This window comes from Deefgea piscis (genome assembly GCF_019665785.1).
Lineage (GTDB): Bacteria > Pseudomonadota > Gammaproteobacteria > Burkholderiales > Chitinibacteraceae > Deefgea.
The window spans coordinates 1,823,606-1,837,074 of sequence record NZ_CP081149.1 but is presented as its reverse complement, the minus strand read 5'-3'; the positions used below and the strand labels follow the sequence as shown (position 1 = coordinate 1,837,074).

Sequence of the window (13,469 nt, the reverse complement as noted above, 5' to 3'; positions counted from 1 at the left end):
TGCAGAGCAATACCTATAGATCAGAGGCCAGATACTAAGTCTTTAATCAAATCATCAATATGCTCTAAGCCGACAGAAATCCGTACCATCCCATCCGAAATACCCGCAGCTGCGCGCGCTTCAGGCGTTAAACGGCCATGTGAAGTGGTTGCAGGATGAGTAATTGTGGTGCGTGTATCACCCAGATTCGCCGTTCGACTCATTAGCTGCACCGCATCGATCAACGCCCACGCCGCCGCTTTACCGCCTTTTAGCTCAAACGACAACACACCGCCCGCGCCTGTTTGCTGGCGTTGCGCCAAAGCATATTGTGGGTGTGATACCAAGCCCGGATAATACACCCGACTCACTTGCGGCTGCGTTTCTAACCATTGCGCCAATTTAAGCGCATTTTCGCAATGCGCCTTCATCCGCAAGCCCAAAGTCTCTAAGCCTTTGAGCAACACCCAAGCGTTGAACGCAGACAACGTAGGCCCTGCAGTGCGTAAAAACAGATAGATCGGCTCAATCAATGCATGGCTACCCACGACCGCGCCACCCAACACTCGCCCCTGCCCATCAATAAATTTAGTCGCAGAATGCACCACCAAATCAGCGCCCCACTTGAGTGGCTGCTGCAACGCCGGCGAGCAAAAACAATTATCAACCGCCAGCAGCGCACCATGCCGATGGGCAATTTCGGCAATCGCTGCAATATCCGCAATCTCAGTCAGTGGATTATTTGGGGTTTCTAAAAAAAACAACTTGGTATTGGTTTGCGCTGCAGCTTCCCACGCACTCAAATCGGTTTGCGCGGCATAGCTCACCGTAACGCCGAATTTAGCCAAATAGGTATTAAATAATTGGATGGTTGCGCCAAATAAGCCACTCGATGCCACGATATGATCACCCGATTTAAGGTGGGCCATACACAAGGCCAAAATGGCACTCATACCCGAAGCGGTTGCCACCGCGCGCTCAGCGCACTCCAAAGCGGCCAAACGCTGCTCAAAGGCCGCAACCGTTGGATTAGTAAACCGCGAATAAATATACCCCGGCATTTGGCCAGTAAACTTTAGCGCAGCTTCTTCGGCTGAACCCACAACAAAGCTGGAAGTCAGATACAACGCATCCGAATGCTCACCAAACTCAGAGCGCATCGTTCCTGCGCGAACGGCTAATGTTTCGGGGTGAAGCTCATTTAAATTCAGCATAATGATTGACTTAATCCAATAAAAACAACCCAATAAAAACAACCCAATAAAAACGGGAGCTATCGCCCCCGTTTATTTGTTTCAAATACGATTAAATTAAATTTTGCTCAGCAACGCCAATATTCATATCCAAAATACGGCTATCGGCATCACCATCGGCCGCTTTAGTCGACAATGGCGAAATACGCTTTGCCTCTAATTCATCCAGATAGGCATCGGTGATGTCGCCGGTAATATATTTACCATCAAAGCATGATGTTTCAAAAGCGGTAATTTTGCCACCACTGGCATCAGTACAGGCTTGAATCAACGCATCGAGCTCTTGGTAAATCACAGCGTCAGCACCAATTTCTTGCGCAATTTGCACCGCATCGCGATCAGTCGCAATTAACTCGGCACGCGTTGGCATATCAATGCCATACACATGTGGATACTTCACTGGTGGCGCAGCCGAAGCCAAATACACTTTATTGGCGCCAACGTCGCGCACCATTTGCACGATTTCTTTTGACGTTGTTCCGCGAACAATCGAGTCATCCACTAGCAAGACATTCTTGCCTCGGAACTCAACCGCAATCGGATTGAGCTTTTGGCGCACTGATTTTTTACGACTCGCTTGTCCCGGCATAATAAAAGTGCGGCCGATATAGCGGTTTTTCATAAAGCCTTCACGATATGGCAAGCCCAAAGCATCCGCCAACTGCAGCGCCGCATCACGACTGGTATCCGGAATCGGGATCACGACATCAATATCCAGCGCAGGCACCAGCTTACGCACCTTATCGGCAAGCTGTTCACCCATCTTCAAGCGAGACTCATGCACCGAAATGCCATCAATCACTGAGTCTGGACGAGCAAAGTAAACATGCTCAAAAATGCATGGCACCAACACTGGATTAGGGTGGCATTGGCGGCTAGACAGTTCGCCATCAAAGGTCACATAAATCGCCTCGCCGGGTGCAACATCACGCATAAACTTAAAGCCGAGCACATCCAACGCTACCGACTCGCTGGCGACAATGTACTCCATGCCTTCTGGCGTTTCATGGCTTCCCAAAGACAAAGGACGAATGCCATGTGGATCACGAAATGCCACCATACCAAAACCAGCGATAATCGCCACGACGGCATACGCGCCTTTGACACGCTTATGCACCGCAGTAATCGCATCAAATACCGTATCGGCATCCAGTTGCGGGCCTGAGACGCGGCGCGACAATTCATGTGCAAAAACATTACACAGCGCTTCAGAATCCGAATTGGTATTAATGTGCCGCAGATCCGTGCGGTACATATCTTCTTTGAGCTGCTTATCGTTGGTCAAATTGCCGTTATGTGCCAATACAATCCCAAAAGGACTGTTGACATAAAACGGCTGCGCTTCGGCCAAACTAGAAGCCGAACCGGCCGTTGGATAGCGAACGTGGCCGATGCCGACATTCCCCATTAAAGAACGCATATTGCGCGTGCGGAACACGTCGCGAACTAGGCCTTGGCCTTTATGCATATGAAGCACTTGCTGTTCAGCAGTGACAATACCGGCGGCATCTTGTCCACGGTGCTGCAGAACCAGCAGCCCGTCGTACAACATTTGATTTACCGGAGTTTTAGCGACCACACCTACAATGCCACACATTGGTCAAGATTCCTTGCGTCTACAACACATTAAAAAATCATTCGAAATTAATTCGACTAGCAAAAGCAAGTGGCAGCCATGGTTTAACCACGAAGGCACTTTGCTCAAATAGGGGACTAAACATGGCATTACGCCACATCGGCTCTTTGGGCAGACTTGTCAAACCGGCTAGCATCACCAAAGTCAGCATCAATAAAAATCCGCGCATCACGCCAAAACCAGCGCCCAAAACCCGATCAATCGGTTTAAATCCAGTCGCTTTTACAAATTGATTGAGCGTGATTCGCACAATGGCAGAAATTAGCCAGGTCACAAAAAACAGCGCAATAAATGCCGCTAAATAACGTATCGCATCGGTTGGAATACTTTCTGGCATCCACAATGCAACCATTGTTGCATAATGCATCGCGACCCAAAAAGCTAAAATCCAAGCTAGCAATGCCAATAATTCTTGCGTTAACCCTCGCATTACCGACAACAAAATCGACAGTCCGACAATGGTCAAAGCAATGTAGTCAAATGCCGTCATTATGGCGCCTTAGCCACTAAGGAACCCGACACACCCAGATCACGCATAATTTTCAGCCATGCCTTGGCTTTGGCTTCATCATCGGTCGGCCCGACTCGAACGCGCGTTAACGCGCCCTTACTGGTATTAATTTGTTCGCTACTTACTCGAACACCCGCCGACTTCAACTTCGCCACCATTTGCGCGGCTTTATCTGCATCGGCATAAGCCCCCACTTGAATAAAGTAGGTTTTCTTATCGAGTTGTTTTTCAACTGGCTGCGAATGACTGGTCTTTCCTGACAAAATCGCTGCCGGGTCGGACTCTATGGCCGCTTTAATCTCTGGTTTTTTCTCTGGCTGCGGTTTTTTAACCACTGGCTTTGGCGTTGGTTTGACCACTTCAGGTTGAGGCATCGCAGTATGTACTGGCGGTACGCTTGTTGCTACAACGGCTGCAGCTGGTGTAGCAGCTGGTGTAGCGGTTGGTGCTGCCGCAGGCACTGCAACTTGATGATTGACTAATTTGCCCGGCAAAGTTACCGCAGCCACTTGCGAAGCGTCCAATTGCGGCAAGGCCACTTCAGCAACCACAGCGGATGCGGGAGCGCTATTCAGCGGCGCAGTTTGTACAATCGAAGAGAGTGCGGGTGCACTAGAGATAATTTCAACCGGATGATTGTCGATTAAATTTTTAGGTGGTTCACCATCTAACACCGTCCACAAAAAAACCAAGGCAAACACCACCAAGGTAATTGCCCCGACCAAACGCCGGCGAGCGCGCTTTCTTAGTTGCTGCAGTTCATCACTCACATTTGCCATCGCTATTTATTGCCCACGCGCGACCATGACCTCAGCCACAGTAAAGAAAGATCCAAAGACCAAGATTCTATCAGCTTCATGCGCATTATTGCAGGCTGATTGATAGGCATCGGCAACTGACTCGTAGCTATTCATTGTTGCCTGTGGGTCAACTTGCAATATAATTTTCGCCAATGTTGCCGCAGATGCAGCGCGTGGCAAATTAGGCGCGGCCAAATGCCAGCAATCAACTCGATCAGCCAATATACTCACCACGCCCAAGATATCTTTGTCTTGCATCATCCCCAGCACAGCGTGCGTTTTGGGATGAAAACTCATGCTATCTAAGCAAGATTTTAATACCAATGCGGCATGGGGGTTATGCGCCACATCTAGCACCACCGTTGGCCTTCCGGGCAATACCTGAAAGCGTGCTGGCCATTCGACTTCGAGCAAACCACGCTTAATATCACCCAGCGTTACCGGCAATTGCGCTTGGCACGCATCCAATACCGCCAAAACCAAACACGCATTATTTAATTGATATTGCCCACGCAGCGCCGGCAAAGGTAAAGCATGTCGGCGCGCACCATTTTCATGCCACCACGACCATTGCTGGCCCTCAAGCTGCATTTGATAACCAAAATCTCGACCAATTAATCGCAGATCGGCGCCGATTTCTGCTGCAAAATCCAGCAATGTCTGCGGCGGCTGAGGATCTGCGCATAACGCAGGCACGCCTGCACGGTAGACGCCCGCCTTTTCCAGCGCGATTTTCTCACGGGTATCTCCCAAATAACTTTGATGATCAAGACCGACACTTACCACGGCAGAAACGGTTGGCTCGAAAATATTGACGGCGTCTAAACGCCCACCTAAGCCGACCTCCATAATCGCCACATCAACGCCTTGCTCAATAAATTGATGCATGGCGGCCAAGGTGCCAAATTCAAAGTAAGAGAGACTCGTACTGCCGCGCGCCGCTTCAATCGCACGAAAACTCGCCACGACCTTATCATCAGCGACCGGCAGGCCATTAATCGCAATTCGCTCGTTGTAATGCAAGAGATGTGGTGAGGTATAAGTCCCCACCTTATAACCGGCAACGCGCAGTATCTGCGTCAACATGGCGCAGACTGAGCCTTTGCCGTTGGTACCTGCAATTGTCAGCACTGGAAATTGCGGCTGTAATTGCATTTGATCGCGCACTTGAGTCACTCGCCCCAGCCCCATATCAATGGCGATGGGATGCAAGGACTCCAAGTAGCTTAACCATTCAGGCAAGGCATCAGCATTAAACATCGTCATTTAGTTCGCCGCAGGCTGTCGGTTTAGCAAAGTCAGCACATCGGCCAAGCGTTGACGCAATTCACGACGGTCAACAATCATGTCAATCGCGCCTTTTTCAAGCAAAAATTCAGAACGCTGAAAGCCTTCAGGCAACGTTTCGCGCACGGTTTGCTCAATCACGCGTGGACCGGCAAAGCCAATTAAAGCGCCAGGTTCGGCCATCACCACATCACCCAAAAAGGCAAACGATGCAGAAACACCGCCCATGGTCGGGTCGGTCAACAAGGAAATAAACGGTAGTTTTTTATCGGCTAATTTGGTCAAAATGGCGCTGGTTTTTGCCATCTGCATCAATGAACTTAAACCCTCTTGCATCCGAGCGCCGCCTGAGGCCGACACACAAATAAATGGCAAGTCATTTTCAATCGCTGTTTTCACGCCACGAACAAAGCGCTCACCAACGACCGAGCCCATAGAGCCACCAATAAACTTAAACTCAAATGCCGCCACCACTACCGGCACGGTCAAAATAGAGCCTTGCATCACCACCATGGCATCGTCTTCACCGGTTGCGGCTTGCGCAGCGCTTAAGCGATCCGGATAGCGTTTGCCATCTTTAAACTTCAAAATATCAACCGGTTTTACTTCGGCACCAATCTCAAACCGACCCTCAGTATCGAGCAACTGATTCAGTCGCGCACGGGCAGGCACCGCATTATGAAAACCGCACTTAGGGCAAACTTCTAAATTGTTTTCTAGATCCGTGCGATATAACACGGCGTTACACGCATTACATTTACTCCACAAACCTTCAGGCACAGCCGATTTACTCGCAGTCGTGCGACTTTGAATTTTCGGCGGCAATAATTTTTGTAACCAACTCATTGAACAACTCCTTAAACCTACTTAGCGACGGGCGCTATCCATTGCACTACGCACTTCAGATAAGAATGTGCGTAAACGCTCAGCTAAACCCACTTCGCCTAACTCAACTTCTTGAACTAACCGTGAGCCGATCACCACTGCATCAGCAACTTGCGCTACAGCTTGCGCAGTTAGCGCATCACGAATACCAAAACCCACCCCAATTGGGATAGAAATAAACTGTTTTAATATCTCCAGTTTAGCAGCGACATCGGCAACATCTAAATTCGCCGAACCAGTCACGCCCTTCAGCGAAACATAATAAACATAACCACTGGCCAACTCAGCCACCGCTTTCACTCGCGACTCTGGCGTGGTGGGTGCCAATAAGAAAATTGGATCCAATCCTTGTGCTTTAAATACTTTAGCTGATTCCAATGCCTCTTCAGGGGGCATATCCACGGTTAAAACACCATCTACCCCCGCAGCAACGGCAGCACGAGCAAAAACGTCATACCCCATGGCTTCAACTGGATTGGCATAGCCCATCAACACCACTGGCGTTGTGGTATTACTTTGCCGAAACTGCGCAACCAGTTCCAACACTCGTCGCAATGAGACTTTATGCAATAACGCGCGCTCAGAAGCGCGTTGAATCACTGGACCATCGGCCATAGGGTCAGAAAAAGGCACGCCCAATTCAATTACATCGGCACCGCCATCGACTAAGGCGTGCATTAATTCAACAGTCACCTCTGGGTTCGGGTCACCCGCAGTAATAAATGGAATCAGCGCTGATCGATTTTGCGCCGCCAGTTGTTGCATCACACTTTGAATACGAGACATAGGTATCTTTACCGCTTCATTGATTGACAATAGCTGGCGAGGCATACCCCGCCATAAAAATTACAGTTGAATGCCGCTCATTTTAGCAATCGTCGGAATATCTTTATCGCCACGACCCGAGAGATTCACCAACAGGACCTCATCTTTACGCATAGTCTTTGCCATTTTTGCCGCTTGCGCCAAGGCATGACTTGACTCTAAAGCAGGGATAATCCCCTCATAACGGCACAAATCATGAAATGCCGCCAACGCTTCATCATCATTGATCGCAACATATTCAGCGCGACCGATATCTTTTAAATGGCTATGCTCAGGCCCAACGCCTGGATAATCCAAACCAGCCGAAATCGAATGTGTTTCGCTAATCTGACCATCGGCATCTTGCATCAAATAAGAGCGCTGACCATGCAACACACCATTTTTAGCATTCGATGTCAGTGGTGCAGCATGTCGACCCGTTGCCACGCCATCACCACCAGCTTCAACACCAATCAAGCGAACATTTGGCACGTCGATGTACGGATGAAAAATACCAATCGCATTCGAGCCGCCACCGACACAAGCCAATACCGCGTCGGGTTGACGGCCAATCATCTCTTGCATTTGCACCTTACACTCTTCGCCGATCACCACCTGGAAATCACGAACCAACTGCGGATAAGGATGCGGGCCTGCGGCAGTACCAATGATGTAATACGTTGAATCAATATTGGTTACCCAATCACGCATGGCTTCATTCATAGCGTCTTTTAAAGTCTTCGTGCCCGAAGTGACTGGCACCACCGTTGCACCGAGCAATTTCATTCGATAGACATTGGGCGCTTGGCGAACCACGTCTTCAGCCCCCATATACACCACACATTCCATGCCGTAACGCGCTGCGACGGTTGCCGATGCAACGCCATGCTGACCTGCGCCCGTTTCAGCAATCACGCGTTTTTTACCCATGCGCTTGGCCAATAAAGCCTGACCAATGGTGTTATTAACTTTATGCGCACCGGTGTGGTTTAGATCTTCGCGTTTTAAGTAAATTTGCGCGCCACCTAATGCGCTCGACCAGCGCTCAGCATGGTAAACCGGACTCGGGCGGCCAACATAATGCTTTAAGACGTAGCGATATTCATCCATAAATGCAGGATCTTTTATGGCTTTTTCGAACTCGACTCGCAATTCTTCTAAAGCGGGCATTAAAGTTTCAGCGACATAAATGCCACCATGAGGACCAAAGTGACCACGTACATCAGGCTGCTGATAAATTTCGCTCATGACTCTCTCACATAAACTTCAAAGCAGATTAATTAAATAACGGCGCGAATAAATGACTCAACCAACACTAAATCTTTAACACCTTTAGAACGCTCAACACCACTGGACACATCAACCGCCCAAGGTTGCACACTGGTAATCGCAGTAGCGACATTCTCTGGATGCAGCCCACCCGACAAAATCAAGGGCAACGGCCAATCGTTCGGCAAGGCTTGCCAATCGAAACTTTCCCCGGTTCCACCGGGAACACCATCAACCCAAGCATCGAGCAAAATACCTCGGCACAAGGGTGAAACATAACGCGAGGCGTATTCTATCAAATTTATGTCAGGTTTTACCCTAAGTGCTTTGATAAAGGGGCGATCAAATTGCATACAAAACGCTAAATCTTCATCTCCGTGAAATTGCAGCAAGTCTAACGGCACACTTTCTAACACCGCACTGACGTTCGCTGCCGTTTCATTGACAAAAAGCCCGACAGAAGAAACAAAGGCGGGTAATGCCGCAACAATTTCAGCCGCCAATGACACAGACACATGCCGCGGACTCGGCGGATAAAACACCAAACCGATGGCGTCAGCCCCCAATTGTGCAACCTGACGTGCCGTAGCAGCATCACGCAATCCGCAAATTTTTATTCGAGTTCGCATCAAAAAGCCCTGTTGCTGATTAAATCATTCCGTAGCGATATTCTGGCAAAGAGGCCAATTCGAACTCAGCAGGATAGCTCACACCCGTCAAATAAAGGCCATCGGGCATAAATGTCGGTGGTGCTGACGTTCTATTTTTTTGCGCCAATAACCAACCCATCCATTCAGCAGAAGCCTTGCCTTTACCAACGTAGAGCAGCGCACCCATGATGTTTCGTACCATATGATGCAAAAATGCGGTCGCAGAGAAATCTACGCACAGCATATTGCCATGCTCGGTAATTTGAATATTTTGTAACTGCTTAATCGGAGATAGCGCCTGACATTCTGCCGCCCGAAAACTACTAAAATCATGCTCGCCCAACAAAAACTGCGCCGCGGCACGCATCTGTGCAACATCAAGATCGTAATGCACCCAACCCACCCGCCCAGCTTGCAAACTAGGGCGAATAGGGTGACGCAATAAGAGATAGCGATAATGGCGTGCGGTCGCAACAAATCGGGCATGAAAATGCTCTGGTACTTCTTGCGCCCAAAGCACTGAGATACCTGCAGGTAAAAAACTATTTACACCTCGGACCCATGCGGTAATTGGACGCTGAGCATCGGTGTCAAAATGGGCAATTTGCCGTGTAGCATGAACGCCAGCATCGGTACGACCTGCCGCATGCATCCGAACCGGATGCCCTGCCATCCTACCAATTGCGCGTTCCATCTCGCCTTGGATTGTGTCCATCTGAGGCTGCACCTGCCAGCCACTAAAATCACGACCATCATACTCAATCGCTACGGCAAATCGTTTCAACGCCAAAACCCATCCATCCCCAAAAAAATAGAGCACAAAACCAGAGCACATTGCCCAAACAACAGACCCAATTGCAGTCGATTGATCGGCATATACGACAGCTCTATGGTGTGACATGCTGCTGGTTGCGGCTGCAAAATCAACGACAATAAGTCCTTAAATCCTAACTTCGACTCCAGCAAGGACTCAGCCACTTGCAATGTTAAAGCAAAACGGACGGCAAATCGCTCTCGTGCACTAGAAAAGTACTGCAATGGGTATAAAAAGAGGTAAAAAGAGGAGAAAACCTCGTTGCTTGTTAATCTTTTAAGCAGAATTTGCAAGCTAGCAGCAACAACTAGCAACCTTCCAACTTGATCAACCCCCAAGCTCAAGCCGACATCGGTAGGAGATAAGACACCCAGCCAAATATAGCGCCCGGGCGTACTCCAACCGTAAATCAGTACGGTAACAAGTAAGAGCCACTTTAGTTTTGACAAGCTGCGCAGCAATCGTTGTCGAGCACATTGTGCCGCGATGAGCACAACCACCAACACCAAAAACCAAAGATAATGGCGCTCAAGCCATGGCAGCAACAACAGCAACCACAGCCAAAGCGCCAAAAAATTCACTGGATGCAAAAATTAATTCCAGACTCTAACAGTTTACAAATCAGCTAAAAGTGACTGCGCCAAACCCTGCTGCTGCGCACTTCCTTCTTGCAATGCTTCTTGAAGGATCTCTCGAGCACCCTCAACGTCACCCATATCAATGTACGCTCGGGCTAAATCAATTTTTGTTTGCACTGGGTCATCTGCAGAGAAATCCATTTCACTTGACGTCGCAGCCTTATCCAAGCTCAAGCTAATATCATCCAACGCAATATCTTCAGTCAGGCCGGCATTTAGTTGCTCGTTAGCAGATGCCGCATCTAACTCTGAAGCGACTGGTGCAGCCAAATCAAAATTGAAATCTAAACTCATATCATTTTCTGGCTCAGTCGCCCCCACTTCTGGAATATTTTCAGAAAGCGGCTCAGAAAGATCTAATTCAGGCAAATTTTCCTCAGGCAAAGCCAAATCAAACGTTGATGCCGGTGAGCTTAAATCGGCGTCCAGATCCAAAGAATTCGCCAAGGCGTCAAAATTTGTCAAATCAAAATCGGCATCTGTGCCTGCATCGGCGTTAAGTGAGCCACCAAAATCAAATTCAGCCAACTCATCAAGATCCGATAGCGCCTCCTCCATTGAAGAGGTTTCTATAGGCAACTCAATCGGCAAGTCCAGTGCCATCATTTCGTCAGCCAACGGCAACTCGTCCTCTTCTGCACTTGGAGCAATCGTTGGCGCTTCGATTTTTTCCATCCCAAAATCAGCTTCAACCGGTTCTAAATCTGCACTCTCTGCAAGATCGAAAGATAATTCCTTATCCAAGTCCAGATCAGTACCAGCCAAGCTTTCAGCAAAATCAGACTCCAAACGAGCTTCTTCAACGGGTAAATCAACAATTGGCGCTTGATTTTCAGAGAAATCAGCTTCTGCACGATCAACTGAAGGCGACTCCAAGTCCAATTCAAAATCCAAGTGCTGACTAACCGACTCAGTAGCATCAGTAGCATCAGCAGCCACAGCCGCCACGACCGGAGCTCCGCCCATAACAACCGCTGCGACAGCTCGTGTATCAATAACACCACCTTGCTGATACAACGGATTTTCTGGGTCTATCTCACTGCCAGTTTGTGCTACGCGATCCCAATGCTCGCCCTTGCCGCCCGTCATGGCAAACAGTGCAGAGGCATGCTCTTCGTAGGAGATTAAGTCTTTTCGAGCAGCATAAATATCCAGCAACTTCATGCGGATCTCATGTCGCGAAGGATCTTTATTTAACGCATCTTTTAAGATTTCTTCTGCCTGCGCATCTCGGCCATACGCCATATACACTTCGGCCTCGGCAATCGGATCGACCTCATCGGTATCAATCGTCCCTAAGCCTTGGCGACTAAAATCAGTAAGGAATGAGTTTTCGGTAGATTGGGTGCTAATCACACCGCCCCCTGTGCTTCCCAATACCGTATTGGCCTTTAAGTCACCGCCCGTAATAATGCTATCTTCAAATACATTAGGGCGCTGACGTCGTCGCACCATCCACAAACCACCAACGCCCAACAACACGGCTAAAGCGCCGCCACCCAATGCCAACGGATTTTCAAATAGACTCGCTACGAAGCCTGTTTCCTCTGGCACGTCAGCTACGACCTCAACGCGTTTTTTGGCTTTTACCGCAGGCGCACTCGCAACAGGACTCGCCACAACCGCGCTCGCCACCGTCGACGGTGTAGCAACCTCGACTTGCGAAGAGGCCGAAGCAACAGGGGCCACAGCAACGGCCTCCGCACTAGCAACGTCACTGGCCTTGGCCTTCATCGCGATTAAACGTTCCATGTCACTGACGTTTTTCTGCAACTCGGCGACACGTTGATTCGCTTCATTCAGCGCTTTTTGCCTTGCCGCTACCTCTTCTTCTAAAGCCTGAACCTTGGCTAAATCACCTGATTTTTTAGCCAAATCCACCGCTTTGGATAGTTTCAAGACATCTTTATTTTTATCTACTGCACCAGCGCCTTGGTCTTCGACCTGAGTGACGATCTTACCGCCAGCCGATTGTGCCGCCAGGTCCCGCGCCGAAGATTTTGCGGCTAAATCACCCAACTTACTCCGGTATTCATTCCAATTTTCGGCCTGCACTTTAACTTCTTTGCTGGCTTGCTGAGCGCTAAGCGCCTTTAACTCGGCCACCGGAGGCACCCGCAAAATCTTGCCTCGCTTTAACCGATTCATATTGCCATCAAAAGCATCAGGATTATTACGATACAACCCAACTAAGACCTGATCCAAACTCACGCCACTCGGCTGCACAGCTCTAGCCACACCCGATAGCGTATCGCCACCTTTTGTCTTATACGACTCAGCATCACGCGCCTCTACCGAAGACTCAGTTGATCGTGGTTTTTCATTCAAAGCTGCAGACTGAGACTGACTAGGCTTCGCTTTAATCACACCAGAACTACGCACGCCGGGCAAAGCACTCGAAGCAAACTTGGTCGATGTCGTCGGCGAATAACCAGCCGGATCAATCAATGCGGTGTACTCTCGCTGAATGCGACCAGTAGCCCAATTAAGTTCCAATAAAAAATCAAGGTACGGCTCAGAAATCGCCTGCGAAGACTTTACTGCAACATAGTGCTGACCATTGCCTCGCTTTTCAATATTAAAGCGCAACCCCAAAGCCCCTGATGGGTAAGTAATTTGCGCATTCGAAAAAGCCTCAGGTGAAGCCAAGCTCACCACCAATGAATCGGCTTCGCCCGGCAAAACTGAAACTAAATCGATTTCTCCACGAAAAGGCTGCCCCAAGCCGGATAAAACATTCAGCCGACCCAAACCCGCTGCATTAGCAAACCAAGGTAAAGCAGCCATCGTCACGGCCAGTACGCATGTTTTAAATCGTGGCGTCTTAAGCACAAGCAATCTCCCAATCGCGATCATTCTAAATTTTACTTCATTCTTATCTTGATTATATTCAATCAATAACAAACACGAATCAAGTACAAAGCTTTCAAATTAAGACAGCGT

Annotated in this window: 12 protein-coding genes; all 12 read right to left on the bottom strand. The window is 49.0% G+C overall.

Annotation, left to right across the window (positions count from 1 at the left end; genetic code table 11):
* Positions 1–20: 20 nt before the first annotated feature.
* The 12 genes from K4H25_RS08535 to K4H25_RS08480 all read right to left on the bottom strand — a co-directional run bounded on the left by K4H25_RS08535 (position 21) and on the right by K4H25_RS08480 (position 13,358).
* Positions 21–1,193, bottom strand: coding sequence for an O-succinylhomoserine sulfhydrylase (locus K4H25_RS08535; RefSeq protein WP_221020135.1), 1,173 nt, complete (start codon positions 1,191–1,193; stop codon positions 21–23).
* A gap of 91 nt (positions 1,194–1,284) precedes the next feature.
* On the bottom strand, positions 1,285–2,829 hold the full coding sequence (purF, locus tag K4H25_RS08530; protein ID WP_221020134.1) for an amidophosphoribosyltransferase: 1,545 nt from the start codon (positions 2,827–2,829) through the stop codon (positions 1,285–1,287).
* Between the two features lie 37 nt (positions 2,830–2,866).
* Entirely contained in the window at positions 2,867–3,358 is a 492-nt protein-coding gene (locus tag K4H25_RS08525) for a CvpA family protein (protein ID WP_221020133.1), read from the bottom strand.
* Positions 3,358–4,149 (bottom strand): SPOR domain-containing protein, encoded by a 792-nt coding sequence (locus K4H25_RS08520; RefSeq protein ID WP_221020132.1) that lies wholly within the window; start codon positions 4,147–4,149, stop codon positions 3,358–3,360. The genes K4H25_RS08525 and K4H25_RS08520 overlap by 1 nt, the downstream gene beginning before the upstream one ends.
* Before the next feature lie 15 nt (positions 4,150–4,164).
* Complete coding sequence (gene folC, locus K4H25_RS08515; protein WP_308443203.1) at positions 4,165–5,445, bottom strand: bifunctional tetrahydrofolate synthase/dihydrofolate synthase; 1,281 nt, start codon at positions 5,443–5,445, stop codon at positions 4,165–4,167.
* The gene (accD, locus tag K4H25_RS08510; RefSeq protein ID WP_221020131.1) at positions 5,446–6,312 is read right to left on the bottom strand and encodes an acetyl-CoA carboxylase, carboxyltransferase subunit beta; all 867 of its coding nucleotides are present in this window, start codon (positions 6,310–6,312) and stop codon (positions 5,446–5,448) included.
* Between the two features lie 21 nt (positions 6,313–6,333).
* On the bottom strand, positions 6,334–7,137 hold the full coding sequence (gene trpA / locus K4H25_RS08505; RefSeq protein ID WP_221020130.1) for a tryptophan synthase subunit alpha: 804 nt from the start codon (positions 7,135–7,137) through the stop codon (positions 6,334–6,336).
* 60 nt (positions 7,138–7,197) lie between these two features.
* A complete protein-coding gene (gene trpB / locus K4H25_RS08500) occupies positions 7,198–8,403 on the bottom strand; it encodes a tryptophan synthase subunit beta (protein ID WP_221020129.1) in 1,206 nt (401 codons plus the stop codon).
* A 32-nt stretch (positions 8,404–8,435) separates the two neighbouring features.
* A complete protein-coding gene (locus tag K4H25_RS08495; protein ID WP_221020128.1) occupies positions 8,436–9,053 on the bottom strand; it encodes a phosphoribosylanthranilate isomerase in 618 nt (205 codons plus the stop codon).
* Positions 9,054–9,072: 19 nt separating this feature from the next.
* Complete coding sequence (gene truA / locus K4H25_RS08490) at positions 9,073–9,864, bottom strand: tRNA pseudouridine(38-40) synthase TruA (protein ID WP_255587439.1); 792 nt, start codon at positions 9,862–9,864, stop codon at positions 9,073–9,075.
* A complete protein-coding gene (locus tag K4H25_RS08485) occupies positions 9,855–10,382 on the bottom strand; it encodes a hypothetical protein (RefSeq protein WP_221022984.1) in 528 nt (175 codons plus the stop codon). Before K4H25_RS08485 ends, truA begins: the two co-directional genes overlap by 10 nt.
* 120 nt (positions 10,383–10,502) lie before the next feature.
* Positions 10,503–13,358, bottom strand: a complete 2,856-nt coding sequence (locus K4H25_RS08480; protein WP_221020127.1) for a motility hub landmark protein FimV — start codon at positions 13,356–13,358, stop codon at positions 10,503–10,505.
* Positions 13,359–13,469: the final 111 nt, after the last annotated feature.